Origin of the sequence: Limnohabitans sp. 2KL-27 (assembly GCF_001269345.1) — a bacterium.
GTDB lineage: Bacteria > Pseudomonadota > Gammaproteobacteria > Burkholderiales > Burkholderiaceae_C > Limnohabitans_A.
Map to the genome: position 1 here is coordinate 1,339,497 of NZ_CXOP01000002.1, position 24,762 is coordinate 1,364,258.

General features: G+C 63.2%; 28 protein-coding genes. 20 read left to right on the forward strand and 8 right to left on the reverse strand.

The window, feature by feature from the left end:
* Positions 1-54: 54 nt before the first annotated feature.
* From LHAB_RS09255 to LHAB_RS09270, 4 genes are all read left to right on the forward strand, one after another.
* Complete coding sequence (locus tag LHAB_RS09255) at positions 55-234, forward strand: hypothetical protein (RefSeq protein ID WP_090045636.1); 180 nt, start codon at positions 55-57, stop codon at positions 232-234.
* A gap of 34 nt (positions 235-268) precedes the next feature.
* Positions 269-1,183 carry an alpha/beta fold hydrolase gene (locus LHAB_RS09260; RefSeq protein WP_090047851.1) on the forward strand — a complete coding sequence of 305 codons (915 nt, stop codon included), beginning with the start codon at positions 269-271 and terminating at the stop codon, positions 1,181-1,183.
* Between the two features lie 58 nt (positions 1,184-1,241).
* On the forward strand, positions 1,242-1,733 hold the full coding sequence (locus LHAB_RS09265) for a TspO/MBR family protein (RefSeq protein ID WP_090045639.1): 492 nt from the start codon (positions 1,242-1,244) through the stop codon (positions 1,731-1,733).
* 264 nt (positions 1,734-1,997) lie between these two features.
* Entirely contained in the window at positions 1,998-2,831 is an 834-nt protein-coding gene (locus LHAB_RS09270; RefSeq protein ID WP_228763399.1) for a cobalamin B12-binding domain-containing protein, read from the forward strand.
* A 34-nt stretch (positions 2,832-2,865) separates the two neighbouring features.
* On the opposite strand, the gene bchO is transcribed toward LHAB_RS09270, so the two are convergent.
* The 4 genes from bchO to LHAB_RS09290 form a co-directional block, all read right to left on the reverse strand.
* Positions 2,866-3,753 (reverse strand): alpha/beta fold hydrolase BchO, encoded by an 888-nt coding sequence (gene bchO, locus LHAB_RS09275; RefSeq protein ID WP_090045643.1) that lies wholly within the window; start codon positions 3,751-3,753, stop codon positions 2,866-2,868.
* Between the two features lie 6 nt (positions 3,754-3,759).
* On the reverse strand, positions 3,760-5,619 hold the full coding sequence (locus tag LHAB_RS09280) for a magnesium chelatase subunit D (RefSeq protein ID WP_090045645.1): 1,860 nt from the start codon (positions 5,617-5,619) through the stop codon (positions 3,760-3,762).
* A 15-nt stretch (positions 5,620-5,634) separates the two neighbouring features.
* Positions 5,635-6,660 (reverse strand): magnesium chelatase ATPase subunit I, encoded by a 1,026-nt coding sequence (gene bchI / locus LHAB_RS09285; protein WP_090045647.1) that lies wholly within the window; start codon positions 6,658-6,660, stop codon positions 5,635-5,637.
* A gap of 219 nt (positions 6,661-6,879) precedes the next feature.
* On the reverse strand, positions 6,880-7,470 hold the full coding sequence (locus LHAB_RS09290) for an NnrU family protein (RefSeq protein WP_090047852.1): 591 nt from the start codon (positions 7,468-7,470) through the stop codon (positions 6,880-6,882).
* Positions 7,471-7,663: 193 nt separating this feature from the next.
* Here LHAB_RS09290 and LHAB_RS09295 point away from each other — a divergent pair, with 193 nt between their 5' ends.
* The 10 genes from LHAB_RS09295 (at position 7,664) to ccmI (ending at position 15,546) form a co-directional block, all read left to right on the forward strand.
* Positions 7,664-7,990, forward strand: a complete 327-nt coding sequence (locus LHAB_RS09295) for a high-potential iron-sulfur protein (protein WP_194943144.1) — start codon at positions 7,664-7,666, stop codon at positions 7,988-7,990.
* Between the two features lie 196 nt (positions 7,991-8,186).
* The gene (gene ccmA, locus LHAB_RS09300) at positions 8,187-8,840 is read left to right on the forward strand and encodes a cytochrome c biogenesis heme-transporting ATPase CcmA (protein WP_090045651.1); all 654 of its coding nucleotides are present in this window, start codon (positions 8,187-8,189) and stop codon (positions 8,838-8,840) included.
* A 65-nt stretch (positions 8,841-8,905) separates the two neighbouring features.
* Positions 8,906-9,562 (forward strand): heme exporter protein CcmB, encoded by a 657-nt coding sequence (gene ccmB / locus LHAB_RS09305; protein ID WP_194943216.1) that lies wholly within the window; start codon positions 8,906-8,908, stop codon positions 9,560-9,562.
* Positions 9,563-9,572: 10 nt separating this feature from the next.
* A complete protein-coding gene (ccmC, locus tag LHAB_RS09310) occupies positions 9,573-10,331 on the forward strand; it encodes a heme ABC transporter permease CcmC (protein ID WP_090045655.1) in 759 nt (252 codons plus the stop codon).
* Positions 10,328-10,582 (forward strand): heme exporter protein CcmD, encoded by a 255-nt coding sequence (gene ccmD, locus LHAB_RS09315; protein ID WP_090045657.1) that lies wholly within the window; start codon positions 10,328-10,330, stop codon positions 10,580-10,582. Before ccmC ends, ccmD begins: the two co-directional genes overlap by 4 nt.
* Positions 10,579-11,025 (forward strand): cytochrome c maturation protein CcmE, encoded by a 447-nt coding sequence (gene ccmE / locus LHAB_RS09320; RefSeq protein WP_090045659.1) that lies wholly within the window; start codon positions 10,579-10,581, stop codon positions 11,023-11,025. The genes ccmD and ccmE overlap by 4 nt, the downstream gene beginning before the upstream one ends.
* Positions 11,026-11,052: 27 nt before the next feature.
* Positions 11,053-13,107, forward strand: a complete 2,055-nt coding sequence (locus LHAB_RS09325; protein ID WP_090045661.1) for a heme lyase CcmF/NrfE family subunit — start codon at positions 11,053-11,055, stop codon at positions 13,105-13,107.
* Entirely contained in the window at positions 13,104-13,718 is a 615-nt protein-coding gene (locus LHAB_RS09330; protein WP_228763400.1) for a redoxin family protein, read from the forward strand. The genes LHAB_RS09325 and LHAB_RS09330 overlap by 4 nt, the downstream gene beginning before the upstream one ends.
* Positions 13,718-14,251 (forward strand): cytochrome c-type biogenesis protein, encoded by a 534-nt coding sequence (locus LHAB_RS09335; RefSeq protein WP_090045663.1) that lies wholly within the window; start codon positions 13,718-13,720, stop codon positions 14,249-14,251. The genes LHAB_RS09330 and LHAB_RS09335 overlap by 1 nt, the downstream gene beginning before the upstream one ends.
* The gene (ccmI, locus tag LHAB_RS09340) at positions 14,251-15,546 is read left to right on the forward strand and encodes a c-type cytochrome biogenesis protein CcmI (RefSeq protein ID WP_090045665.1); all 1,296 of its coding nucleotides are present in this window, start codon (positions 14,251-14,253) and stop codon (positions 15,544-15,546) included. The genes LHAB_RS09335 and ccmI overlap by 1 nt, the downstream gene beginning before the upstream one ends.
* A gap of 83 nt (positions 15,547-15,629) precedes the next feature.
* Here ccmI and hemE read toward each other — a convergent pair whose 3' ends face one another.
* The 3 genes from hemE to LHAB_RS09355 form a co-directional block, all read right to left on the reverse strand.
* Entirely contained in the window at positions 15,630-16,766 is a 1,137-nt protein-coding gene (gene hemE, locus LHAB_RS09345) for a uroporphyrinogen decarboxylase (RefSeq protein ID WP_090047857.1), read from the reverse strand.
* A gap of 90 nt (positions 16,767-16,856) precedes the next feature.
* Positions 16,857-18,212 (reverse strand): chromate efflux transporter, encoded by a 1,356-nt coding sequence (chrA, locus tag LHAB_RS09350; protein WP_090045667.1) that lies wholly within the window; start codon positions 18,210-18,212, stop codon positions 16,857-16,859.
* Positions 18,209-18,586 carry a hypothetical protein gene (locus LHAB_RS09355; RefSeq protein ID WP_090045669.1) on the reverse strand — a complete coding sequence of 126 codons (378 nt, stop codon included), beginning with the start codon at positions 18,584-18,586 and terminating at the stop codon, positions 18,209-18,211. Before LHAB_RS09355 ends, chrA begins: the two co-directional genes overlap by 4 nt.
* Positions 18,587-18,765: 179 nt before the next feature.
* Here LHAB_RS09355 and LHAB_RS09360 point away from each other — a divergent pair, with 179 nt between their 5' ends.
* From LHAB_RS09360 to LHAB_RS09375, 4 genes are read left to right on the forward strand one after another with little or no spacing between them, the layout of a single operon-like run.
* A complete protein-coding gene (locus LHAB_RS09360) occupies positions 18,766-19,536 on the forward strand; it encodes a GntR family transcriptional regulator (protein ID WP_090045671.1) in 771 nt (256 codons plus the stop codon).
* Positions 19,537-19,539: 3 nt separating this feature from the next.
* Positions 19,540-20,592, forward strand: a complete 1,053-nt coding sequence (locus LHAB_RS09365; protein ID WP_090045673.1) for an aromatic ring-hydroxylating oxygenase subunit alpha — start codon at positions 19,540-19,542, stop codon at positions 20,590-20,592.
* A complete protein-coding gene (locus LHAB_RS09370) occupies positions 20,589-20,897 on the forward strand; it encodes a 2Fe-2S iron-sulfur cluster-binding protein (RefSeq protein ID WP_090045676.1) in 309 nt (102 codons plus the stop codon). Before LHAB_RS09365 ends, LHAB_RS09370 begins: the two co-directional genes overlap by 4 nt.
* 50 nt (positions 20,898-20,947) lie before the next feature.
* Positions 20,948-21,889, forward strand: coding sequence for an AEC family transporter (locus LHAB_RS09375; protein WP_090045678.1), 942 nt, complete (start codon positions 20,948-20,950; stop codon positions 21,887-21,889).
* Between the two features lie 7 nt (positions 21,890-21,896).
* Here the strand turns inward: LHAB_RS09375 and LHAB_RS09380 are convergent, their stop codons facing one another.
* Positions 21,897-22,808: a LysR substrate-binding domain-containing protein gene (locus LHAB_RS09380; RefSeq protein ID WP_090045680.1), complete on the reverse strand. Its 912-nt coding sequence runs from the start codon at positions 22,806-22,808 to the stop codon at positions 21,897-21,899.
* A 169-nt stretch (positions 22,809-22,977) separates the two neighbouring features.
* Here LHAB_RS09380 and LHAB_RS09385 point away from each other — a divergent pair, with 169 nt between their 5' ends.
* Positions 22,978-24,006 carry an amidohydrolase family protein gene (locus LHAB_RS09385; RefSeq protein WP_090047859.1) on the forward strand — a complete coding sequence of 343 codons (1,029 nt, stop codon included), beginning with the start codon at positions 22,978-22,980 and terminating at the stop codon, positions 24,004-24,006.
* A 56-nt stretch (positions 24,007-24,062) separates the two neighbouring features.
* Positions 24,063-24,746, forward strand: a complete 684-nt coding sequence (gene ligK, locus LHAB_RS09390; RefSeq protein ID WP_090045682.1) for a 4-carboxy-4-hydroxy-2-oxoadipate aldolase/oxaloacetate decarboxylase — start codon at positions 24,063-24,065, stop codon at positions 24,744-24,746.
* Positions 24,747-24,762 lie beyond the last annotated feature (16 nt).

Below are 24,762 nucleotides of genomic sequence, written 5' to 3' on the forward strand. Positions count from 1 at the left end.
TGGCCCAATGTGACCTTGTCCATTCGCAACCGATTTTTGACCAGGAGTGTGTTCATGCAGCCTTCATTGATGGCCACGATTTTCTTGCTCATGACGGGCTTGTGCGGGGCGGCCTATTGGTGGCTGGATCGAAAAATGCTGAGTCTGTCGGACATGTTGCGCGACACCTACAAATTGGGTTTGATGATCGTCTATGGTTTGCAAATGGTGTTGCTGCTGATGTTTGCCATCTAACCGTGGCATGGTCCACCCAGGTGGACCTCAAAACATGAAAAGGCCTGGGGTCATGCTGTGGATGCTTCTTCTGGCGCTGCTGTCCTTTGGCGTTTGGACACCCGACCTGTCCCGAGCCGAGTTGGAGTCCCGCTACCTGGACAGCCCTGCTGATCTGCGCCCGGTGGGGCCATGGCGATTGCATGTCCGTGACCGTGGCCCGCGACAGGCCCCGGTCGTGGTGTTGTTGCATGGCTTTGGGGCCAGCCTGCAAACCTGGGACCCATGGGCATTGGCGCTGTCGAAAACGCACCGCGTGATCCGCCTTGACCTGCCCGGCAGCGGCCTGAGCCCGCCTGACCCGGCCAATGACTACACCGATGCGCGCAGTCTTCAACTGCTGCTGCATGTGCTGGACGATTTGGGCGTCTCCCGCGCCACGATCGTGGGCCACTCTTTGGGAGGGCGCATCGCATGGACGTTTGCGGCCCAGCATCCTGAGCGCACCGAACGGCTGGTGCTGATTGCGCCGGATGGCTTTGCCAGCGAAGGCTTTGACTACGGCAAGCCCCCGCAGGTGCCCGCCATTTTGGGCTGGATGCGTTATGTGTTGCCCCAATTTGTGCTGCGCATGAACCTGCAAGGCGCTTACGCACACGCCGATCATCTGAGTGATGCGCTGACTGCGCGCTACCACGACTTGTTGCGCGCGCCAGGCGCCCGTCAGGCCATGCTGGAGCGGTTGAAACAAACTGTTTTGCAAGAGCCCCAGCCGATGCTGCGCCAAATCAAAGCCCCCACTTTGTTGGTTTGGGGGCAAGCAGATGCCATGATTCCAGCGAGCAATGCGCAGGATTACCTGCAGGCGATTGCCGGCAGCCGTCTTTTTTTATGCCCTGGGGTGGGGCATTTGCCGCATGAAGAAGCCGCCGAGGTCTCGCTGAAGGCTGTGCTCGATTTTTTGCGCTGAAGCCTTCGGTACGTGGGGGTAAAAGGCCAGTGGCCTGAAGTCTAGGACAATACGTCGCATGGAAAAAAAAGCATGGATCTGCTTGGCGTGGGCCTTTGGGCTGAGCTACGCCACGGCCGGCATTGGCGGCGCCATGACCGATTTGGGGCCGTGGTATTTCGCGTTGCGCCACCCGCCCTGGAAGCCGCCCGATGCGGCGTTTGGCGTGATTTGGAGCACCATCTTCACGCTGTGCGCGATCAGTGGCTGGCTGGCCTGGCAAGCGGCCCACACGGCCGCGCTGCGCCGACGTGTGGCTTGGTTGTTTGGCGTCAATGCCGTGCTCAACATCGTTTGGAGTGCGCTTTACTTCAAGTTGCAACGCCCGGACTGGGCGCTGATGGAGGTGGTGTTTCTGTGGCTGTCCATCCTGGTCTTGGTGGTGGGCCTGTGGCGACTGTCGCGTTGGGCCAGTTTGCTGCTCATCCCTTACGGGGTCTGGGTCAGCATTGCCGCCGTGCTGAACCTTCAAACCGTCGAACTCAATGGGCCATTTGTCGGTCTTTGGTGACAACACAGTCTGAAATTCGTTTTACCCATTTCTCTAAAGTGGTTTTCTGCGAAGGGCTCTTCTCACTGGGCGCGCGCGGCTTTTGGTACTCGTAAAAGCCTTGCAAGGCGTGTCAAGCCTAGGGTTTCTCATGCTTGTAGAGCCGGGCTAAAGATTTTATAAAGTCATCTGCAGCTGCGAACCGGCATGCTATGTTGCTGGCGGATCAACGCCCCGGTTTTTACCTTCCTGAAGGGTGACACGCTCATGCTGCAAGGAACGCTCATGTCTGGGTTCAACAACTCGGGTGGTATGACACATGCTTACTCGCCACTGGCCAGTCAGCAAGACGACTGCAAGGACTCGCTGCAGGCCGTGATCGAACAGCAGATCATTCCCCGCTTGCTCAATGTGCATCAGTTATTTCCCGCCAAGGTGCAGGCCTTGCGTGAGGAGGCGTCTGTGGCAGAGCAGCCGGAGTTTCTGGCTTTCACGCAACACTGCCTGAGCGGGGACACCCGCCAAGCCAATGCGATCGTCGATGCCCTGATGGCCCGGGGCTTGGCACAAGACCGTATTTTCCTGGAGCTGATCACCCCGGCTGCCCGACATCTGGGGGTGTTGTGGGAGCAGGACCTGTGTGATTTCACCCAGGTGACCTGCGGCTTGGCGATGATGCACCAGATGATTTACCGATTGGGTTACGAGTCACCTGCCGGGCCCAGCAGTGAGGGGGAGCGCGAACGGATCATGCTGGCCTGCGCGCCGGGTTCCCAGCATTTTCTCGGTCTCACGATCGTGGCCGACTTTTTCCGGCAGGCTGGCGCCGAGGTGGTGCTTGAAATTTCTTCGACAGAGTCAGAGCTGCTTCGGGCCGTGGCCAATGAGTGGTTTGACGTGGTGGGGATTTCGGTCGCCATTGAGGCGCAATTGCAGACCCTGCCTGAGCTGATCGGGCATGTGCGGGCCAGTTCGGGCAACCCGAAGGTCCGGGTGGTGCTGGGCGGACCGATTTTTCTGTTGCAGCCTTGCACGGCGCAGGATCTGGGTGCAGACGCCATCTTCACGGATGCGCGCGAGGCCGTGGGGGCGGTCAAGCGCCTGGTTCGGTCCAGCTGAATTCAGCGGCCTGCTGGCGGCTATCCCATCGGGTTCACACCGAGCGGCACCAACGCAGGATGGCTTGTGCCGTGCCGGCCGGGTCCTGCTCGTGCGCCAGATGGCCCAGACCCGCTTGGACGTGCATGCGCGCTTGCGGTAAGCGCTGGCAGGCGTCGTTGGCCAAGGCAGGCGGCACGGTCTGGTCTTGCGCGCCGATGTGCATGAAGACCGGGTTGCGGATGTCGTGCAGTCGCGCGGCCAGTGGCTTGAGCCGCCAAGCCGCCATCATCGACAGCACGCCGTGCACATGCCCCGAGTCGCTCAGCACGTGGGTGTAGAGGTCAATTCCTTGCGTGTCCAGCATGGAGCCGGTGCGTGCGATCCACTCGGCCACCGCGCCGGGCTTGGCCGCCAGCTTGGCGGTGGCCCAGGCTGAGAGCGGGTTGAGCGCCGCCAATTTGGCCGCCGGGCCGAACAGCCACGACGCCACGCCCGGCAGAGGCAACCAGGCGGGGTTCAGGCCGATCAGGGTGCTGCGCGAGGCGCTGTCAAAGTGCAGCGCCATGTGCGCGGCTATTGCCGCGCCTGCCGAGTGGCCCACGATGACCTGCGGCGTGAGATTGAGTTGCAGCATCAAGGCCCGCAGGCCTTCGGCCATGCCGGGCAGCGAGAGCGCGCCCTCTGGCCCCCGGCTGGTGAAGGCGTGGCCGGGCAGGTCGGGCGCGACCACGGTGAAATGCTCGGCCAGCGTGGGCATGAGGCCACGCCAGCTGAAGCTGCCCGAGCCTGTGCCGTGCAACAGCAACAGGCACGGGCCTTGGCCCATTTGCTGCACATGCCACTGGATGCCACCGGCTTGCACGAATCGGCTGTGCTGCGCGTGTGGCCATGTGGCTTGGTGAGCGGCCCAGACCATGCCGGGGTAAAAGCTTTCAAACATGGCGGTTCATGCGCCGGGGGCGCGCACCCGTTCGATGGCGTGTGCCATGCGCTGCGACTGCACCTGCGGCATGGGCAAGTAGCTCGCGCCCATCGTGGCCGCCAGTTGCTGCGCTTGCGCGTCGGGGTGCTGGGACGTGTCGATCCACAATGCCCGGTGGCCGCTGGCGCGCCACTGTTGGCCCCAGCTTTGCGCGTCGGTTTGGGCTTGGGCGCGGCCGCCCAGGCCTTGCAGGGTCACGTTGGCGCGGCCGTCGCTGAGCACCACCAAAATCGGCGTGACGCCTTGGCGTTGTAACTGCGCCGCTTGTTCATGCGCCATTTTGAGGGCCAGCGCCAAGGGCGTGCCGCCGCCACCGGGCAGGCCGGTCATGGCGCGTTTGGCACGCACCAATGAACGCGTCATGGGCAGCAGCAGCTGGGCCTGGGCACCCCGAAAGGCCACGATGCACACGCTGTCGCGCCGCGCGTAGGACTGTTGCAGCAGCAATTCGACCGCGCCCTTGGCCTCGGCCAGGCGTTGCAGTGCGGCCGAGCCCGAGGCGTCCAGCGCCAGGATCAGGCAGCTGGAGGCGCGTTGCTGGTAGCGTTGGATGTGGAAGTCTTCGGCGCGGATGGCCACGCGGCCGGTGTTGTGCGCTTGGCGCAAACGCTGCTTGGGCGCGGCGGCGCGCAAGGTGGCCAGCACATGCAAGCGCGCCTGACCGCCGGGGCGCCCCGGGCGTGGGGGCAGGGGGCGGCCGCGCTGCGAGCCCGCGCGGGTTTGGCCGCTGCGGCCGGAGGTGTTGTGGCTGGCTGCGCCCTGGCGGGTCATCAAGGCATCGAGCATGTGCGGCGGCAAACTGGCCAAAGCCGCCGCCACCATCATCTCTTGCAAATCTTCGGCGCTGGGTTCGGGGGGTGCGTCTGTGTTCTGGTCGTTTTCAGCGTCGTTCTCAGGCGCGGTGTCGGCGTTTTCTGGGGGCGCTGGCGGCGGTGGGGTGTCTGGCTGTGGCGCGGGTTCTGCGGCCGTTTCTTCGGCTGACGGCTCTGCCGGCCACTGCGTGGCGCGTGGCGCGAGCACGCAGCGCGCGGCAAAACCCAGATCGTCCGCGTCCAATGCCTGGCGCCCGTTCAGCGCGGCATGGCCGCAGGCCACGCGCAACGCCAGGCTGGGCACGCGCAAAGAGGCAATGCCCAGTCCCAGCGCCGCAGCGCACAGTGCCTGCATGTGGTCATCGCTGGCTTGCACCAGCGGCAGGTGTTCGCGGGCGCGGGCCAAAGCGCCAGGGCTCAGGCGGATGTGCAGGCGGTCGGCATCCGCATCGGCATCGGCCCAGCCCGCGTGGATGTCGGTGGGCGAGAGTTCGTGCAGGTCCAACCACAGGCCCAGACGCTCTGCCAAAGCCGCGCCTAAGCCGGGTTCGTCGGGCAAGGATTCGTCGAGCGCCACCACCCCAAAACGGGTGGGTGTGGGGGCTGCGCTGTGGCGGGTGGCCGGGACCTGGCCTTGTTCGAGGGCCTGCACCAAAGGCGCAAGCAGGGCCGGGGATAAGCGCTCGGCCATGGGTAGGCACACCAGCCCTTGGTCGGCCTGCTGCAGCAGGCCCGCTTGCAGGTGCAGCTGCCCGGTTTGCAGGGTCTGGGCCAGGTCGATGCCGCCCAGCAGCCGCTCGCTGTCCGCCGAGCCGGGGACTTTGACCAGGCCAAGGCCCAGCCCCGAGAGGGCTTGCAGCCAGCGCTCGCGCACCGGGCCGTGCGGCGCGCGCAGGCACACGCCGCCAAAACCGTGGGGGTCGAGTTGCAGCAGCTGCAGCGAGGTGAGCGCGTCGTTCCAGCGCTCCAGCGGGTCAGAGGATGCCTTGGGCGGCGTGTTGTCGAGGGTCATGCGCCCAGGCCCACTTCAGGCGGCCAGCACTTCTTGCAAGCTGCGCTGCACGCGCGCGCCCGAGTCGGTGTCGTCCAGCGGGTTGCGGCGCAGGCGGTGGCGCAGGGCCAGCGGGGCCATGCTTTGCAGGTGCTCGGCCTTCACCGCCTTGTGGCCTTGCAGCGCGGCATACGCCCGTGTGGCGCGCAGCAGCGTGAGTTCGGCGCGCAGGCCGTCGGTGCCCAGCTGCTGACACAGGCGGGTGCACAGCATCAGCATGTCGTCGCTCACATCCACTTGGTCCAACAACTCACGCGCTTTGAGGATGCGCTTTTGCAGCTTCTGGTTGTCCTTGTGCCACAGCGCCTTGAAGGCCTCTGGGTCTTTGTCGAAGGCATCGCGGCGTTTGATGATGCTCACCCTCAGCGCCAGGTCTTGTGGGGTGCGCACCTGCACCGACAGCCCAAAGCGGTCCAGCAGTTGCGGGCGCAGCTCGCCCTCTTCGGGGTTGCCGCTGCCCACCAGCACAAAGCGGGCAGGGTGGCGCACGCTCAGGCCTTCGCGCTCGACCAGGTTCTCGCCCGAGGCGGCCACGTCGATCAAGAGGTCCACCAGGTGGTCGTCGAGCAGGTTGACCTCGTCGATGTACAAAAAGCCCCGGTGCGCTTGGGCCAGCAGACCGGGCGCGAAGGACTTGACCCCTTGCGACAGGGCCTTTTCCAGATCGAGCGCACCGACCACGCGGTCTTCGGTTGCGCCCAGGGGCAGGTCGACCACGGCCACGCTCTGTCGCTCGGTCACGACTTTGTTTTTCGGGTCACGGGCCTGACAGACCGGGCAGGCAGCCGCCGGTTTGGCCGGGTCGCAGCGGTAAGGGCAACCCTTAACGACCGAGATGGGCGGCAGCAGGTCGGCCAGGGCCCGCACGGCCGTCGACTTGCCGGTGCCCCGGTCGCCCAGCACCAGCACGCCGCCGATCGAGGGGTCGACCGCCACCACCTGGATGGCGAGCGTCATTTCATCTTGACCAACGATGGCCGCAAAAGGGAAGGTCAATGCCATGGGGCGTCCCGCAAAACTGTTCTCGGCCCATCATCCAAAAGACGCGGCAAAGTGTCAAGTTAAATTTACACTTGATGTCGGATTTTTGGCGTGGGTGGGTCCACTGTGTCAATTTCGGGCTTCAGTCCATGGCGGGCCGCCGAGTTCCAGCCGTGCTGCGCAAGCATGTTGAAGATGCGAGCGGGCCCTTCGCGGCACAGGCCCCGTTCGCATGACCGGTCAGCCAGCCCGGGTAAAGGGCATCACGCCGACCAGCCAAACGTGCAGGCCACCCATCAGGAAAGCCGCCCAGACGCCTGTGCCCACCACCACGGCGAGCAAAGTAGCCAGCAGTTTGCCTTCGGGCGCAGAGTGCATGCTCATGCGGTCTCGCTTGCGGGCCGCGCGGAACACCAGCACTGACCAGACCAGAAAACCGCCGAACAAGAGCACATCGGCCAAGTTGCCGTTGGACAACAAATGGCCGAGTGCCCAGACCTTGACCGACAAGGTCATGGGGTGGCGCAGTTTGGCCTTGATCTGGTTGCCAGGCACATAACTGGCCACCAGCAAGACCATGGCCAACCACATCAGCAAAATGGTGGCATGCTGCATGCCGCGAGGCGGTGTCCACAGCACCACAGGGTCGATGCGCGCTTGGCTGTAGCCTTGCACCAGAAGGTAAAGCCCGAGCACGGCCACCGCCGCATAAACGGCCTTGAAGCCCAGTGACCCCCAGCGGGCGATGCCGTTTTGGCGCATGTGTGGGGCCAGGCTTTGCAGAGAGTGAATGCCCAAAAAGAGCACCAAGCCGATCAGCAGTTGCAGCATGTCAAAACCTTTGTGAAAGCGGTGTGGATCTGTGCCGCATTCTGACATGGGCATGTCCAATACAGTTGACATTCATAAAGCAGGGCTTTCCTGTGTGTTTTGCTCAAGTATCCCGGGCCACATGACAAAGTGACTCATGTGGCGCACAATGAACCGTCCAGTAATTTTTGACATACCCTCAGAGGAGTCTTGCATGTCCCGTTTCACATCCACCCCTTCCACTCGCCGCGTCTTCATGATGCAAGTGGCCACTGCTGCCACCGCCGTCATGGCCGTGAGCGAAGCTTCTGCCCAAGCCATGGTCGATGAAAAAGACCCGCAAGCTGTGGGCTTGGCCTACAAGGCCGACGCCAGCAAGGTCGACAAAGCCAAGAACCCCAAGTTCGCTGCCGGTTCCAACTGCGCCAACTGCGCCTTGTTCCAGGCCAAGGCCGGTGCGGCAGCGGGCGGTTGCCCCTTGTTTGCAGGCAAGCAAGTGGCCGCCAAAGGCTGGTGCTCGGCTTGGGCCAAAAAGGCCTGATGCGCCATCGGGCCATGGCGGGGTGAGACCCGCCAAGACCTCAAAAACCGCCTTAGGGCGGTTTTTTGATGTCCGTTTCAAGTCTCAAACTCAGGGCATACCCTGATTTACCGGTCTAAATCAAGGCTTTCAACACACAAAGTGTCAATCCATCGTTACACTTTGCCTTGTCTTCAACCGACCGGAAAGCCTTTTCATGGCGTCTTGGGTGCTCACAGCGATGGACCTGGCCTGCCAAAAGGCCCAGCGGACCTTGTTCGAGGGCGTGAGCTTTTCCGTGCCTGCGGGCAGTTGGTTGCACATCGAAGGCGGCAACGGCTGCGGCAAGACCAGTTTGCTGCGCATCCTGTGTGGCCTGTCTCCGGCGGCACGCGGCCAGGTGCTGTGGCCTCAATCCCCTGCGTCCCGCCTGGCTCGCCCAGACCGCGCCGTGCTGCATTACATCGGCCACGCCTTGGGCCTCAAGCCCGATCTGACCGCTTGCGAAAACCTGTGTGTGGATGCCCAAGTCAGCGGCTTGGCGCTCAGCCGTGAGCAGGCGGTGCAAGCGCTGGCCGCCCAAGGCCTGCAAAGCCGTGCCCACCTGCCCGTGCGGGTCTTGTCGCAAGGCCAGCGGCAAGGCGTGGCTTTGGCACGTTTGCGCACCAGCCCGGCGCGGCTGTGGATTTTGGACGAGCCCTTGGTGGGCCTAGACGCGCAGGCCACCGCCACGGCCCGCGCCTTGCTGCAGTCGCATGTGGACGCAGGTGGCGCGGTGGTCATGACCAGCCACCACGATGTGGGTCTGCAAGGCCCGGGGGCGCGACTGCAGTTGGGGCGTGTGACTGGCCGTGAGGCGGGCCACGCATGAACGCACCCGCCATGAGCGTCCCCGTGCAAGCGCATCCGCACCCATTGCCCAGCCCCTGGCAGGCCATGGGCGGCGTGCTGCGCCGCGACCTGCGCCTGGCCTTCAGGCGCAAGGCCGAGTGGTTGGGCGCGGTGTTTTTCTTTGTGTTGGTGGCGGCCTTGTTTCCGCTGGCCATCGGCCCCGAGCCCGCCACTTTGCGCCTGATCGGGCCGGGGGTCTTGTGGGTGGCGGCTTTGCTGGCCAGCATGCTGAGCTTGGGCCGCTTGTTCGAGGCCGACCACCAGGACGGCAGCCTCGAGCAGATGGCCTTGTCGGCCGCCCCCCTGTCCTGGCTGGTGTCGGCCAAGGTGGCCGCGCACTGGTTGATTTCGGGTCTGCCCTTGGTGCTGCTGTCGCCGCTGTTGGGTTTGCAGTTTGGTTTGGGTTCTGATGCCTTGGTCATGCTGGCTTTGACACTGTTGATCGGCACGCCGGTCTTGTCCTTGCTGGGCGCGATTGGCGCGGCCCTCACTTTGGGGGTGCGCGGTGGTGGCGTGCTGCAGTCGCTGTTGCTTTTGCCTTTGTACGTGCCGGTGCTGGTGTTTGGCGCGGGTGCGGTCGATGCGCAGCTGCGCGGTCTTGGCGCACAAGCCCATGTGTCGGTGTTGCTGGCTTTGTTGTTGGCTGCAGCCGCGTTCAGCCCTTGGGCAAGCGCTGCGGCTTTGCGCCTGGCACTGGAATGAAGGACCCGACATGAAGCTGTTTCATTACGCCGCACCGCAACACTTTTACCCCCTGGCCGGGCGCCTGTGGCCTGTGTTGGCACTGCTGGCCACGGCGCTGGCCTTGGCAGGCTTGTGGGTGGGCTTCATGGTCGCGCCGTCCGATGCGCAGCAGGGCCAGGCCTACCGCATCATTTACATCCATGTGCCCGTGTCCTGGATGGCGATGATCATTTACCTGGCCATGGCGTTTTGGAGTGTGTTGGGCCTGGTGTTCAACACCCGCTTGTCGGGCCTGTTGACGCGCTCGCTCGCACCCACGGGGGCTTTGCTGGCGTTTTTGTCGCTGTGGACTGGGGCCTTGTGGGGCAAGCCCATGTGGGGCACCTATTGGGTATGGGACGCACGCCTGACCTCGATGCTGATTTTGCTTTTTTTGTATTTGGGCTACATCGCTTTGACCTCGGCCATCGAAGACCCGCGCCGCTCGGACCGGGCAGGCGCCTTGGTCGCGGTGGTGGGCGCGGTCAATGTGCCCATCATTTACTTCTCGGTCAAATGGTGGAACACCTTGCACCAAGGGGCGTCGGTCTCGCTCACCCAGTCGCCGCGCATGGCCAGCATCATGCTGACCGGCATGCTGCTGATGAGCTTGGCCATTTGGTTGTATGCGGCGGCGATCGCTTTGTGGCGCGTGCGCAGTTTGATTCTGACGCGCGACAGCCATGCGGCCTGGGTGCACCAGCTGCCCGAGGTGCTGGCGCACCGCGCTGTGAGAGGTGCCGCATGATTTGGTCCAGCGCTTCGGAGTTTTGGGCCATGGGCGGCTACGGCGTGTACGTGTGGGGCAGCATGGGCGTGAGCGCGGCCTTGCTGGCTTGCGAGGTGCTGCTCGCGCGCATGGGCCGACAGCAAGCGCTGGACGCGGTGTGCGAGGCCATGAATGCCGAGGCCCTGGACGCCGAAACCCCAGGCGGTGCGGCGGCCAGCCCAGCTGTGGCATCCCGCACCCTCCCTTTTCCCCAAGGAGCCGAGACATGAAAAGTCGCCACCAGCGGTTGTTGGGCATCGGACTGGGCGTGCTGCTCTTGTGCGGCGCGCTGTTTTTTGTGCTCAACGCCTTCCAGAGCAACCTGGTGTTTTTCTTCACGCCCACGCAAGTGGCCGCGGGTGAAGCGCCCAAAGAGGGGCACTTTCGTGTCGGGGGTTTGGTCAAGGCAGGCAGCATCGAGCGCGACGGCATGGCTGTGGCCTTTGTGGTGACCGACACACAGCGCGAGGTGCCGGTGCGCTATGTGGGCCTGTTGCCCGATTTGTTCAAAGAAGGCAAGGGCGTGGTGGCGCAAGGCCGCTTGGACGCGGGCCGTCTGTTCGTGGCCAGCGAAGTGCTGGCCAAGCACGATGAAAACTACATGCCGCCCGAGGCCCAGCACGCGCTGGACGAAGCGGCCAAGGCCCGTGTGGGCGCGGCGGTGGTGCGGTGACGCGCGCAGACATGAACGGAGCCGTGTATGTGGCCTGAAGTCGGCCATCTGGCCTTGATCATGGCGACCTGGGTCGCCTTGGCGCAGGCGGTGCTGCCGCTGTGGGGCAGCTTGTCAGCGCGGCGTGCCGGCTGGCAAAGCTTGGCGCGGCCTTTGGCGGTTTTGCAGCTGGTCTTGATCGTGCTGGCTTTCGGCGCTTTGTGGCACGCTTTTTATGTGCACGATTTCAGCGTCAAGTACGTGGCCCACCATTCCAATACCTTGCTGCCCACACCTTACCGTTTGTCGGCCATTTGGGCCGGACACGAAGGCTCGCTGCTGCTGTGGGTGCTGATGCTGGCGCTGTGGTCGGTGGCAGTGGCCACGTTTTCCAAGCGCTTGCCGCAGGGCTTGGTTGCGCAGGTGCTGGGCGTCATGGGCGCGGTGTCGGTGGGCTTTTTGGCCTTCATCCTCACACTGTCCAACCCGTTTGCACGGCAGTTCCCGGCGCCTGACGAGGGGCGTGACCTCACGCCTTTGTTGCAAGACCCGGGTTTGGTCATTCACCCGCCCATGCTCTACATGGGCTATGTGGGGCTGTCGGTGGCCTTTGCTTTTGCCATGGCGGCGCTGCTCTCGGGCAGGCTGGACGCCGCTTGGGCGCGTTGGGCGCGGCCTTGGACGGTCGCGGCCTGGGGCTTTTTGACGCTGGGCATCGCCTTGGGTTCGTGGTGGGCCTATTACGAGCTGGGCTGGGGCGGCTGGTGGTTTTGGGACCCGGTGGAAAACGCTTCGCTCATGCCTTGGCTGGTGGCCACGGCGCTCATCCATTCGCTCATGGTCACCGACAAGCGCGGGCAGTTCAAGGCCTGGACGGTGCTGCTGGCCATTGGCGCGTTTTCGCTCAGTTTGCTCGGCACCTTCCTCGTGCGCTCGGGTGTGTTGACTTCGGTTCACGCCTTTGCCACCGACCCTTCGCGCGGCATTTTCATTTTGATGTTTTTGGCCGTGGTGGTGGGCATGTCGCTGGCCTTGTTTGCTTGGCGCGCCCCGCAGTGGGCTAATGCCTCGCAGCCGGTGGCGGGCTCGCGCGAATCGTTTTTGCTGCTCAACAGCGTGCTCTTGGTGGTGGCCATGGCGGCGGTGCTGTTGGGCACTCTTTACCCCTTGATCATCGACGCGCTGAACCTGGGCAAGCTGTCGGTCGGGCCGCCGTATTTCGACCGCGTGTTCGTGCCCCTGATGGTGCCGCTGCTCTTGGCCATGGTGCCGGGCACGGTGGTGCCCTGGCATGTGGCCCGCTGGGCGGCCGTGCGTTCGGTGTTGGTGCCGGGCGCGCTCGCGTTGCTGGCGGCCAGCGCTTGGGCCAGCTGGGGCGCCGCGCCGCAAGATGCCGAGACGGTGACCACCGCAGGCGGTTGGCTCACGGTGATGGGCGGCACGCTGGGCGGCTGGATTGTGTTGTCGGGCGCGTGGCAAATCGTGCAGCGCTTGCGCTTGCCCGGATCGCCGGGCCTGGCCTGGTGGGGCATGCAGGTGGCGCACCTGGGCGTCGCGGTGCTGGTGCTGGGCATCACAGGCGTCAAGTCGTTTCAGGTGGAGCGCGATGTGCGTTTGGGTCTGGGGGACTCGGTTACGGTGGCGGGTGCGCGTTACCAACTGATCAGCGTGGACAACCATTTGGGGCCCAATTACTTGGCCTTGCGCGCGCAGATGCAGGTGTTCGAGGGTGAGCGCCAGGTGGGAACGCTGCAGCCAGAAAAGCGCCGCTATGTCTCCAGTGCCATGCCCATGACCGAGGCAGCGATTGACCGCAACCTGTGGCGAGACCGCTATGTGTCTTTGGGTGAGCCCTTGACGGGCGAGCCGCCGCAGTGGAGTTTTCGGGTCTACCACAAGCCTTATGTGTCGTGGATCTGGCTGGGTGCGGTGTTCATGGTCTTGGGTGGTGGTTTGGCCGCCTTGGATCGGCGTTACCGCCAAGCCCCATCGATAGTCGGTGCGCGGGGCGCTTTGGCCAACCAGGGCGCGGGTATGGGCGCACAGGGGACAGGTGTGCGTGCTGCAGCGCCTGGCGCTGTGGCCAAAGGAGCCTTGTCATGAGCGGCGCTTTTGCCAACGCCTCAGCTCGGCGGATGCCGCGCTGGGTGTTTGTGCCGCTGGGCTTGTTTTTGGGCATGGTGGTGTTTTTGGCCGTGGGCCTGACGCGCAACCCGCAAGAGATTCCCTCACCGCTGATCGGTCAGAATGCACCCGCTTTCAAGTTGCCGGTGGTGGGCGGGCCGGGCGTGTTCAGTGCTGAGCAGTTCAAGGGTCAGCTCACCCTGGTCAACCTGTGGGCCACCTGGTGCGCGGGTTGCAAGGAAGAGCACCCGATCTTGATGGCGCTGTCCCGCCAGCCGGGGCTGCAGATGCTGGGCATCAACTACAAAGAGCTGCAGGCCTCGGAGCTGTCCGGGCAGGACCCGCAAAGCGCCCAAGCGTTGCAAAAAGCCACTGACCGCAGCCAAGCCTGGTTGCAAAAACACGGTCAGGCTTTTGGCGTGAACCTGATGGACATGGACGGCCGCGTGGGCTTGGATTTTGGCGTGTACGGTTTGCCCGAAACCTATTTGGTGGACCGCGATGGGGTGGTGCGTTTCAAGCACGCCGGGCCTTTGACGCCGGATGTGGTGCAGCAAAAGTTGCTGCCCTTGCTGCGGAGTTTCAATTGATGCGCGCGCTGCTGCAGTGGCTGTTGGCCAGCGTTTGGTTGTGGGGCGCCTGTGTGGCGGCCCAAGCGCCGGTTGCTGCGACAAGCGGTGTGGCTGTTCAATCGGGGGTGCAGGCCACTTTGCCGGGTGTGGGCGCGCCAGGAGCGGCGCACACCGAGGCCCCCATGTCCTCGGCCGTGCAGGCGCGCTGGGACCACATCGCGGCCGAGTTGCGCTGTCTGGTGTGCCAAAACGAATCGCTGGCCTCGTCCAATGCCGAACTGGCGGTCGACCTGCGCCGCGAGTTGCGCAGCCTGATCGAGCAGGGCCAAAGCGATGCCGACATCCGCAGCTTTTTGGTCAGCCGTTACGGGGACTTTGTGCTCTACAAGCCCGAGGTCAAGCCCGTGACCTGGCTGCTGTGGTTCGGCCCCTTTGTGTTGTTGTTGGGCGCGTTGGCCGTGGCGCTGCGCTTGATGCGTCGCAAAGCCGCTGCGCCCGCCCCCTTGACCGACAGCGAACGCGCACGCGTTCGCCAACTCTTGGAGTCTTGATGTCCTTGTTGCCGCCTTGGCTGGGTTTGTTGTTGGCATGGTTGGCCTTGGGTGGGGTGTCCGCGTGGGTCTTGCGGCGTGGCCTGAAAAACCCTGTCCAGGTCGTGGGGCCCGAGTTGCAGTCAAAAACCAACCGCCTCATTCACCAGGAGCATCTGGCCGATCTGGACCGTGCTTTGGCCGAAGGCCGTTTGACGGCGCTGCAGCACCAGGCGGCCCGTGACGAGTTGCTGCGCCATCTGTTGGACGATGCGGCGCGGGCTGATGAGCATCCAGCGATCCTTGCCCCTGCGCGATGGCTGGGCTTGCTCGTGGGCCTGGTGTTGCTCAGTGGACTGAGTTATGTGCAATTGGGTGCGCCCCAGACCTGGTGGCCAGAGCCCTTGAGCCAGCGGGTCAAGATCAGCGCCACCACGCCCGAGCAACTGGCCGAGCAAACCCGCGTCTGGCAAGAAGCCACGCAAAAACGCCCTGACGATGCTCAGGCTTGGTTGACCTTGGCGCGGCTGCACGCAGCCCAAAACGCGCATGCCCCGGCCGAGCAAGCCCTGGCCCGTGTGCTGGCTTTGTCGCCTGAGCCCGATCTGTGGATTGAGCGCGCGCAAATGAAAGCCTTGAGCGCGGGGGGTGTCTACACCGGCGAGCCCTGGCAGTGGATTCAAAACGTGTTGCGTGGTCAACCCCAGCACCTGAACGCATTGGTGCTGGCGGGCAGTGCCGCGTTGTCCGAAAAACGGCCTGCCGCAGCGCAAACATATTGGCAGCAAGCACTGGCTTTGGTGCCTGCCGAAAGCGAAGCAGCGCAAGGCCTGCAACAGGCTTTGGCCCAAGCGGGCGAGATGGCCAAGGCAGCGGCTGTGTCTACGCCGGCTGGACAAGCGCAGCGGCCCGCAACGCTGGCTTCGCCCCATGCGCCGATGTCTGCGAGCGCGCCAACAGCAGGCCACAGCAGAGCCCTCATTCAGGGCGAAGTGCGTGTGTCAGCCCAGGTGCAAAGCCAAATCGGCTCGGGTGCCACTTTGTTCGTGTACGCGCTGGCCGAAGAGGGCACGCGCCGCCCCGTGGCGATTTGGCGCGGCACGCCCACCGCATGGCCGGTGCCCTTTGCCCTGAGCGACAGCATGGGCATGGGTGCGCCGCCGATGCTGTCGGATCTGAAGCAGGTTCGGTTGGTGGCGCGGATTTCCAAGACAGGCGCAGCCCAAAAGCAGGCGGATGATTTTCAGGTGGAGCTGCCTGGCGTGAAGACGGGCGTACAAGGTGTGGTGCTCCACATCACCGGACGCATCCCGTAGGTCGCACCTGCAGGTCCGACCTTGGCCTGCTGTGACACAGGTCCCTGTCGGGGCTGAAGCCGCCGACTGGCCCATACCGTCACTCAAGCTTGTCGCAATTTGCGCGAATGGCTGTGCACGGCCTCGACCAGCGCCGTCACATGCTCGGGCGGGGTGTATTGGCTGATGCCGTGGCCCAGGTTGAAGATGTGCGTGGGCCCGGTGGTGGTTGTGTCCGTGTGCGGCGTGCCAAAGCTGTCGAGCACGCGGTGCACTTCGGTGGCGATCTGCGCGGGCGGCGCAAACAAGATGTTCGGATCGATGTTGCCCTGCAGCGCTTTGCCGGGGCCGCCCACTTGACCGCCCACGAGAGCCCGGGCGCGGCCCAGGTTCATGGTCCAGTCCAGGCCCAACACGTCGCACTTCAAAGGGGCCATCTCGGGCAACCACAGTCCGCCGCCTTTGGTGAAGACGATGCTGGGGATGCGCTGGCCGTTGTGCTCGGTTTTGAGCTGGGCCAGCACGCGGGCGGTGTAGGCCAGGCTGAATTCCTGGAAAGCCCCGTCGGCCAGCACGCCGCCCCAGCTGTCGAAGACCATGACCGCTTGCGCGCCCGCTTCGATTTGCGTGTTCAGGTACAGGGCCACGGCGTCGGCGTTGATGGCCAGGATGCGGTGCATCAGGTCGGGGCGGCTGTACATCAGGGTTTTGACGTGGCGGTAGTCGTCCGAGCCAGCGCCTTCGACCATGTAGCACGCCAGCGTCCAAGGGCTGCCGGAAAAGCCGATGAGGGGCACGCGGCCGTTCAGGGCTTTGCGGATGCTGGTGACGGCGTCGAACACGTAGCGCAGCTTGTTCATGTCGGGCACGGCCAGCTGGGCCACGGCGGCTTCGTCGCGCACGTTCTTGGCAAAGCGGGGGCCTTCGCCCTGGGCAAACGACAGGCCCAGGCCCATGGCATCGGGCACGGTCAAGATGTCGCTGAACAGGATGGACGCGTCGAGCGGGTAGCGCTCGAGGGGCTGCAGGGTGACCTCGGTGGCGAAGTCGACGTTGGTGGCCAGGCCCATGAAGCTGCCGGCTTGGGCGCGGGTGGCGCAGTACTCGGGCAGGTAACGCCCGGCTTGGCGCATGAGCCAGACGGGGGTGTGGTCGGTGGCCTGGCGCAAGCAGGCGCGCAGGAAGGTGTCGTTTTGGAGGGGGGCGAAAGCCGAAGATGCGCTGGAGGTGTTGGAAGCCATGAAAAAACCCGAAGTCAAGGCTGGCATTGTCTCAGGCTGTCAAGCCAGGGTCCAGCACTTCAAGCGCAATCCGTCACTTGTTGTGCGCCATCACAACAGGGCCTGCCGCAGCAGGCCCAACACGAGGCAAGCGCCCAGCACGCGCACCACGCTGTAGCCTTTCCAGACCAAGGCCCAGATCGCCAGGAGTGTCAGCCCCATCGCACTCAGGTCGGGCAGCGCGTGCCAGCCTCCGGGCAGCCAGGTCTGGCGCGCGAAAACACCGGCCAGGTGCAAGATGACGCCGATCACCGCGGCCGTGATGCCTTGCAAAGGGCCGCTCAGTGAGGGTATTTTCCGTGTCGACTCCACCAGTGGCCCGCCAGCCAAAATGAACACGAAGGACGGTAGGAAGGTGAACCAAGTGACCACGCACGCGGCCACAACGCCGCCCAGCAGCGGGTGGCCGAGCAAGGCCTGGCTGTGTCCACCGAGAAAGCCGACAAAGGCCACGACCATGATCAGCGGCCCAGGTGTGGTCTCACCCAAGGCCAGGCCATCCATCATTTGGGCAGCCGTGAGCCAGCCGTATTGCACCACTGCTGCTTGAGTCACAAAGGGCAGCACCGCATAAGCCCCGCCAAAAGTCAGCAAGGCCGCTTGCGTGAAAAAGCCACCCATTTGGGTGAGGGTGTGGCCCATGCCGAACAGCCCGGCGATCAGGCCCAGGCTGAGCGCCCACAGGCCGACGCCCAAGGCCAGTGCGCGAAGCAGTCGCTTCGAACTGTGGTGTGTGTGTGCGGGCTGAGGTGAGGTGTCGTCCAGCCACCCTGCAGCATCAGAAGACGGCGGGTTTGCCCGCAAGGTGGGTTTGGGATTCACCACTGCGCTGGCATGGGCCATGTCGGTTGCTTCAGGGCGCTGACGCGTCATGTAGAAACCCACAGCGGCTGAGGCCGCAATGGTCAGCGGAAAAGGCAGGCCCCAAAGGGTGCCGACAAATGACACCGCCGCCAGCCCCCACAGCCAGCGTTCCTTGAGGGTTCGTGTGGCCATGCGGTGGGCGGCCTGAAGCACCAGCGCCGTCACCGCAGGCTTCAGGCCCCAGAGCAAGGCTTGCCCCCAAGGGTGTTGGCCCCAGGCGCTGTAGACCCAGCTCAGCACGATCAGCAGTAACAAAGAGGGCAACACAAACAGGGCGCCCGCCGCGATCCCCCCGCGCGTGCCGTGCATCAGCCAGCCCATGTAGGTGGCCAGTTGCTGCGCTTCGGGGCCGGGCAGCAGCATGCAGTAATGCAGCGCGTGCAGGTAGCGTTTTTCTGAAATCCAGCGGCGACGCACCACCAGCTCTTCGTGCATCAGGGCGATCTGGCCTGCGGGGCCGCCAAAGCTCACGCAGCCCAGCCAGACCCAGAACTTCAGGGCCTGTCCAAAGCTGACCGGGGCAGGGGGGCCGGCGTTGTTCATGGGGCGTCCCAGTGGTCGCGAAAGGCTTGGGCAAATGCCGGGGTGCCGCTCAAACTCAGGCCCAGTTCGATACGTTGGTGCAAGGACAGGGGCGTTATCGTGGTCTGGCCCGTGCTCGGGTTGAACACAATCTGCGCGCTCGAAGGCGCCTGGTCTTCGGCGTGCAGTGTGGCTTGCAGGTCATAGTCCCATTGGGCACCGTCTTCCAAACGGCCGGGACCTTGCGCGTTAAACAGGTAGGCCCACGCCAGGACCTCGGAAACCTCTTGGAGCAGGGCCGCGTTGTGGTGTTTGTGCGGCTGCGCCAACGCATCCCAGCACACCACACCCTCGGCGTCTTCACTGCATTCAAAGTCCAATAATTCCAAATCCATCGGGGCGTTCCTTCAAGGCGCTCAGATTGTCGCCGCTCAAAAATTCTCGTTCAATGATGTTATGAATACATTAATGATTTATTTTGCTTAAATAATGAGCAAATAACTGGAATAAAGGGATTCCCTGTATACATTGTTGGGCTGGTTGGTGGTTAAATATCTTTTTTATCGATCTCTCCATGAGCACATCCCCCGTCCGAACCCTTGCAGCAGATGCCGCTGAAGAAGGCGGCTCCCAAGCCATCAAGGCACAGCAGCGCCTGCGCGAATGGATTTTGGCGGGTGATTTGCCAGCGGGCAGTCGCATTGCCGAGTTGGGCTTGGTTGAGCGCTTGGGCATGTCCCGAACTCCGATTCGTGCCGCGCTGATGCGTCTAGGGCAAGAGGGCTTGCTGGAGCTTTTGAGTCACGGCGGCTATGCGGTGCGCACATTTTCAGAGCGCGATGTGGCCGATGCGATTGAGCTGCGGGGTACCTTGGAGGGATTGGCCGCAAGGCTGGCGGCGGAACGAGGTGTGCGCCCTTCCGTGCTCAAGCAAGCGGGCGAATGTCTCGATCAAATTGACGAGCTGTTGCGCCAAAGCGTTTTGGATGACGACAGTTTTTCGGTATTTGTGCTGTTGAATGGCCAGTTTCACAAACTCTTGTCTGAGATGGCTGACAGCGCCGTGTTGGCTCGCGAAATCGAACGTGCTTCGAGTATGCCCTTTGCCTCGGCTTCTGGTTTTGTGGGAGTGCAAGCCCACAAAAGCGATGCGCGCGACTTGTTGGTGGTGGCGCAGCACCAGCACAGACAAGTGCTTCAAGCCATTGAACAACGCGAAGCCGGACGGGCAGAAGCCATCATGCGTGAGCACTCGCGCATTGCCCGCCACAACCTGGGTCTGGCCTTGCAGAACCCCCAACAGTCGGTCACACCCGGCATACAACTCATTCGAAAAAAGGTTTGAAACATGTTCATCAAAAACACCTGGTACGTGGCCTGCACCCTGAGCGAACTCGAAGCCCTGGGCGACAAGCCGCTGGGGCGCACGGTTTGCAACGAAAAAATGGCTTTTTTCAAAGGACCGGACGGCCGTGTGGCGGCGGTGGAGGACTTTTGTCCGCACCGGGGAGCCCCCTTGTCGCTGGGCAAGGTGTGCAAAGGCCATTTGCAGTGCGGCTACCACGGTCTCGAAATGGGCGTCGATGGCAAAACCGTGCAGATGCCCGGTCAGCGTGTGCGCGGTTTCCCGGCCATCAAAAGCTTTGCGGTGCTCGAGCGCTATGGCTTTGTCTGGGTTTGGCCTGGTGACCAGAACCAAGCCGATGAAGCGAAGATGCCGGTGTTCGAATTTTTTGACAACCCCGCTTGGGCCTATGGTGGCGGGCTGTACCACGTCAAGGCCGACTACCGGCTGATGATCGACAACCTGATGGACCTGACGCACGAGACCTATGTGCACGCCAACAGCATTGGCCAGCCCGAGATCGATGAGACGCCTTGCACCACCACGGTGGAGGGTGATCAGGTCATTTTGCAGCGCCACATGACGGGCATTCAAGCGCCACCGTTTTGGCAAATGGCCATGAGCGCCCATGGTCTGGACCCGCAGGCCAAGGTGGACCGCTGGCAAATCTGCCGCTTCACGCCGCCCAGCCACATCATGATCGACGTCGGCGTGGCGCTGGCAGGTCAGGGAGGTTTTGACGCCGCACCCGAGCACAAGGCCTACAGCGTGGTGGTGGACTTCATCACCCCAGAGACCGAAACATCGCACTGGTACCACTGGGGCATGGCGCGTCAATTCAAGCCTGAAGATGCGGCGCTGACCGACAAAATCCGTGCCGGGCAAGGCGGCATCTTCAATGAAGACATGGCGATGCTGCAGTTGCAACAAGCCAACATCAGTCAGTGGCCCGACCGCAAACTCTTGATGCTCAACATCGATTCGGGTGGCGTGCAGTCGCGCCGTATCATCGACCGTCTTTTGGCCCAAGAAAATTCTCCCGAGATCACCGCATGAGCATCCCAGACCCGACCCAAACCCCCATCGATGCCGATGGCCACTTCGAAGTCCATTTGCAAAAAAGTGACCAGACCTTGAAGGTGCGGCCAGACCAAAGCATCCTGAGCGCGCTGCAGGATGCGGGCCACGAGGTGCCGTTTTCGTGCTCGCAAGGCGTGTGTGGCACCTGCCTGACCCAGGTGGTGGCGGGCACGCCCGACCACTGGGACATGTTCCTCACCCCCGAGGAACAGGCGACCAACACGCAGATGCTCATCTGCTGCTCGCGAAGCCAGACCGCGCGTCTGGTGCTGGACCTGTGAAGCGCCGACTGATTTTTGGGCGCCAACCCCGCTGAATCCTGGAGGGCTTCATGCTCGACATTCTGGGCATCACCGTCCCCATTTACCTGACCATTGCACTGGGCTATGTGTGCACCCGCATGGGGCTGTTTGCCAAGGCCGAAATGCAGGTGTTTGGGCGTTTCACGCTGCAGTTGGCCTTGCCCGCTTTGCTGTTCAACGCCTTGTCGCAGCGCAGCGTCGCGGAGATTCTGAACCTGAACTATTTGCTGGCCTATGCCTTGGGCTCTTTGGTGATGGTGGGCCTAGGCCTGTGGTGGGCGCGCCGGGTGCTCGGTCAGAGTCTGAGTTACAGCAGCATGATGGCCATGGGCATGTCCTGCCCGAACAGCGGGTTTGTGGGTTACCCCATCATTTTGTTGTCGTTTGGCCCGGTGGCCGGGGTGGCGCTGGCGTTGAACATGGTGGTTGAAAACTTCTTGTTGTTGCCTTTGCTTTTGGCCGTTGCCGATGCACAGGGCCGACCCGGGCAGTGGAAAAGTGTGCTGCGAGAGACTGTGAAAAATGTGCTCAGAAACCCCATGATTTGGGGCGTGGTGGCTGGTTTTGTGTTTTCGCTGTCGGGCCTGCAGATGCCTGCGCCTTTGGGGCGCACCATCGATTTGTTTGCGCAGTCCAGTGCGGTGCTGGCGCTGTTTGTGATTGGCGGCGCCTTGGTGGGCCTGCAGGCGCGGGGGCTGCAGGGCACTGTGCTGCCGATTGCGCTGGGTAAGCTGGTGTTGCACCCCTTGGCCATGTGGGCGGTCCTGGTGTGGCTGGTGCCCATCGAAGACCCGGCTTTGCGCGCCGCAGCCTTGCTCACAGGGGCCATGCCCATGCTGGGCATCTACACCATCTTGAACCAGCGCCATGGCCACGCCACCCTGAGCGCGGCGGCCTTGTTGGTGACCACGGTGTTGTCATTTTTCACGCTCAATGCGCTGCTGTGGTTGCTGACGCTGAAGCCTTTGTAAGTGGGCGTCAAGGCGGGCTGAGCCACTGAACGGCCATTTCGGTCAGCAGGGCCAAGGTGGCTTGTTGGGTGAGGGTGCTGGGGCGTTGCGCGCTGATGGCGGTGGTCAGCTGGATGTGCAGGGCCGGTTGCTTCAGTGGCCGCACCGAAAACGCCGAAGGCCGCACCGAACGCATCACAGCATTGCGCGGCAAGATGGCGTAGCCCGCGCCATCGGCCACCAGGTCCAGGATGGCGCTCACCCCGTCGATTTCCAGCGCAATGTGGGGGCGACAACCCACGGCAGCCATTTCTGACTCCACATGCATGCGGATCGCGTTGGGTCGGGTGGGGATCACCAAGGGCAGCGCGGCGACTTCTTGCAGGCTGATGGCGGGCGGGGGCGGGTCTTCTTGCAAGCCCGGTGGGCGCGGCTGCACCAGCAGCAACTCTTCTTGCCCCAGGGCGGTGTGTTCAATGCCAGGCATGGGGCTGGGGTTGTACAGCACCGCAATGTCCAGGCGACCGTTTTGCAGGTTTTCCTGCATGGCGCTCGACAGACCTTCGCTGATGGACAGTTGGGCCTCGGGCATCTTGGCGCGAAAGGCCCGCGTCAAAGGCACGGTGAGCACCCGCGCCACGCTGGGCGGCAGGCCCAAAGCCACCCGGCCCGTCAGGCCCGTGCGCACGCGGCCCAGTTCCTCCCGCGCACGTTCGACCTGGTGCAAGATGCCCCGGCCGTGCTCAAGCAACAGCTGCCCCGCCTGGGTGGGTATGGCACCCCGCCCATTGCGCACCAGCAGGTTTTGCCGCAGCTCGACTTCGAGCAGGCGCACCTGGCGGCTGAGCGCTGGTTGGGCGATGTTCAGGGCCTGGGCGGCGCGGGTGAAGCTGCCCAGTTCGGCCACGCGCACAAAGTATTCGAGCTGTTTGAGATCCATGAGGGTGGTAGGTTTTGGGTTGTATTGATTTTGTCATACCTATTGAGTGGTTATGCATATTTGTTCTAGCTGCTAGATGCACTGGGGACTGTGCTGACCAGTCTGGCACCTGCACAATCTGCGCAAACCATTTCCCCCATCAGGATTGCCCATGAGCCAAACCCAGCCTTTGATCATCGACGTGCACGGTCACTACACCACCGCCCCCAAGGCCTTGGAAGACTGGCGCAACCGCCAGATCGCCGGCATCAAAGACCCCGCGTCCATGCCCAAAGTGTCTGAGCTGAAGATCAGCGACGACGAACTGCGCGAGACCATCGAAACCAACCAACTGGCCAAGATGAAAGAGCGCGGCTCGGACATCACCATCTTCAGCCCCCGCGCCAGTTTCATGGCGCACCACATTGGCGACTTCAATGTGTCCTCCACCTGGGCGGCCATTTGCAACGAGCTGTGCTACCGCGTGAGCCAGCTGTTTCCTGACCACTTCGTGCCGGCGGCCATGCTGCCCCAGTCGCCCGGTGTCGACCCGGCCACCTGCATCCCCGAGCTGGTCAAGTGCGTCGAGCAATACGGCAACGTCGGCATCAACCTGAACCCCGATCCCTCGGGCGGCCACTGGACCTCGCCACCGCTGTCCGACAAGGCCTGGTACCCCATCTACGAAAAGATGGTCGAGTACGACATCCCCGCCATGATCCATGTGAGCACCAGCTGCAACAGCTGCTTTCACACCACGGGCGCGCACTACCTGAACGCCGACACCACCGCCTTCATGCAGTGCCTGACCAGCGATCTGTTCAAGGACTTCCCGACGCTCAAATTTTTGATCCCGCATGGCGGCGGCGCGGTGCCTTACCACTGGGGCCGTTTCCGCGGTCTGGCGCAAGAGCTCAAAAAACCCTTGCTGTCCGAGCACCTGCTCAACAACATCTTTTTTGACACCTGCGTCTACCACCAGCCGGGCATCGACCTGCTCACCAAGGTGATCCCGGTCAAGAACATCTTGTTCGCCTCTGAGATGATCGGCGCGGTGCGCGGCATCGATCCCGAAACCGGCCATTATTTCGACGACACCAAGCGCTATGTGCAAGCCACCGCGAACCTGAACGACCAAGAGCGTTACATGGTCTACGAAGGCAATGCGCGACGGGTGTTCAAACGGCTGGACGACCAGCTGAGCGCCAAAGGCATCTAAAAATTGCGCGTGACAGACCGACCTCGCTGTCACCCACAAATCAAAAAGGAACGAACATGTACGAACTCGGCGTTGTTTACCGCAACATCACCCGCGCGGACCGCGCAGCCGCTGACGGCCTGGGCGCATTGGGCTCCGCCACGGTGCACGAAGCCATGGGCCGCGTGGGCCTCTTGAAACCCTTTATGCGCCCGATTTATCCCGGTTCGCAGGTTTCGGGCACGGCGGTCACGGTGCTGCTGCACCCGGGCGACAACTGGATGATGCATGTGGTGGCCGAGCAAATTCAGCCCGGCGACATCGTGGTCGCGGCCATCACCGCCGAATGCACCGATGGTTATTTTGGCGACCTGTTGGCCACGTCTTTTCAAGCCCGTGGCGCACGCGCCCTGATCATTGATGCCGGTGTGCGCGATGTGAAAGAGCTGCACAAGATGAACTTCCCCGTGTGGAGCAAAGCCATCAGCAGCAAGGGTTGCATCAAGACCACCATCGGTTCGGTGAACATCCCCGTGGTGTGTGCGGGCATGCTGGTGACCCCTGGTGATGTGATCGTGGCCGACGACGATGGCGTGGTGTGCGTGCCTGCAGCCCGTGCCGTGCAAACCTTGGAAGCGGCCCAAAAACGCGAGAGCTTCGAAGGCGAAAAACGCGCCAAGTTGGCTTCGGGTGTGCTGGGCCTGGACATGTACAAAATGCGCGAGCCATTGGCGGCTGCGGGCCTGAAGTACATCGACTGATGCCAACATTCGTGGG

Bases quoted from the DNA above. Each gene is read 5' to 3' on its own strand.
- ccmB (WP_194943216.1), top strand. From the start codon at position 8,906: ATGGGCGGCGTGCTGCGCCGCGACCTGCGCCTGGCCTTCAGGCGCAAG.
- LHAB_RS09380 (WP_090045680.1), bottom strand. From the start codon at position 22,808: ATGGATCTCAAACAGCTCGAATACTTTGTGCGCGTGGCCGAACTGGGC.
- LHAB_RS09270 (WP_228763399.1), top strand. From the start codon at position 1,998: ATGTCTGGGTTCAACAACTCGGGTGGTATGACACATGCTTACTCGCCA.
- ccmA (WP_090045651.1), top strand. From the start codon at position 8,187: ATGGCGTCTTGGGTGCTCACAGCGATGGACCTGGCCTGCCAAAAGGCC.
- LHAB_RS09375 (WP_090045678.1), top strand. From the start codon at position 20,948: ATGCTCGACATTCTGGGCATCACCGTCCCCATTTACCTGACCATTGCA.
- LHAB_RS09360 (WP_090045671.1), top strand. From the start codon at position 18,766: ATGAGCACATCCCCCGTCCGAACCCTTGCAGCAGATGCCGCTGAAGAA.
- LHAB_RS09355 (WP_090045669.1), bottom strand. From the start codon at position 18,586: ATGGATTTGGAATTATTGGACTTTGAATGCAGTGAAGACGCCGAGGGT.
- LHAB_RS09255 (WP_090045636.1), top strand. From the start codon at position 55: ATGCAGCCTTCATTGATGGCCACGATTTTCTTGCTCATGACGGGCTTG.
- LHAB_RS09280 (WP_090045645.1), bottom strand. From the start codon at position 5,619: ATGACCCTCGACAACACGCCGCCCAAGGCATCCTCTGACCCGCTGGAG.
- LHAB_RS09335 (WP_090045663.1), top strand. From the start codon at position 13,718: ATGCGCGCGCTGCTGCAGTGGCTGTTGGCCAGCGTTTGGTTGTGGGGC.
- hemE (WP_090047857.1), bottom strand. From the start codon at position 16,766: ATGGCTTCCAACACCTCCAGCGCATCTTCGGCTTTCGCCCCCCTCCAA.
- LHAB_RS09290 (WP_090047852.1), bottom strand. From the start codon at position 7,470: ATGCTGCAACTGCTGATCGGCTTGGTGCTCTTTTTGGGCATTCACTCT.
- LHAB_RS09265 (WP_090045639.1), top strand. From the start codon at position 1,242: ATGGAAAAAAAAGCATGGATCTGCTTGGCGTGGGCCTTTGGGCTGAGC.
- bchI (WP_090045647.1), bottom strand. From the start codon at position 6,660: ATGGCATTGACCTTCCCTTTTGCGGCCATCGTTGGTCAAGATGAAATG.
- ccmD (WP_090045657.1), top strand. From the start codon at position 10,328: ATGATTTGGTCCAGCGCTTCGGAGTTTTGGGCCATGGGCGGCTACGGC.
- LHAB_RS09370 (WP_090045676.1), top strand. From the start codon at position 20,589: ATGAGCATCCCAGACCCGACCCAAACCCCCATCGATGCCGATGGCCAC.
- bchO (WP_090045643.1), bottom strand. From the start codon at position 3,753: ATGTTTGAAAGCTTTTACCCCGGCATGGTCTGGGCCGCTCACCAAGCC.
- LHAB_RS09325 (WP_090045661.1), top strand. From the start codon at position 11,053: ATGTGGCCTGAAGTCGGCCATCTGGCCTTGATCATGGCGACCTGGGTC.
- ccmI (WP_090045665.1), top strand. From the start codon at position 14,251: ATGTCCTTGTTGCCGCCTTGGCTGGGTTTGTTGTTGGCATGGTTGGCC.
- ccmC (WP_090045655.1), top strand. From the start codon at position 9,573: ATGAAGCTGTTTCATTACGCCGCACCGCAACACTTTTACCCCCTGGCC.
- chrA (WP_090045667.1), bottom strand. From the start codon at position 18,212: ATGAACAACGCCGGCCCCCCTGCCCCGGTCAGCTTTGGACAGGCCCTG.
- ccmE (WP_090045659.1), top strand. From the start codon at position 10,579: ATGAAAAGTCGCCACCAGCGGTTGTTGGGCATCGGACTGGGCGTGCTG.
- LHAB_RS09260 (WP_090047851.1), top strand. From the start codon at position 269: ATGAAAAGGCCTGGGGTCATGCTGTGGATGCTTCTTCTGGCGCTGCTG.
- LHAB_RS09295 (WP_194943144.1), top strand. From the start codon at position 7,664: ATGTCCCGTTTCACATCCACCCCTTCCACTCGCCGCGTCTTCATGATG.
- LHAB_RS09330 (WP_228763400.1), top strand. From the start codon at position 13,104: ATGAGCGGCGCTTTTGCCAACGCCTCAGCTCGGCGGATGCCGCGCTGG.
- ligK (WP_090045682.1), top strand. From the start codon at position 24,063: ATGTACGAACTCGGCGTTGTTTACCGCAACATCACCCGCGCGGACCGC.
- LHAB_RS09365 (WP_090045673.1), top strand. From the start codon at position 19,540: ATGTTCATCAAAAACACCTGGTACGTGGCCTGCACCCTGAGCGAACTC.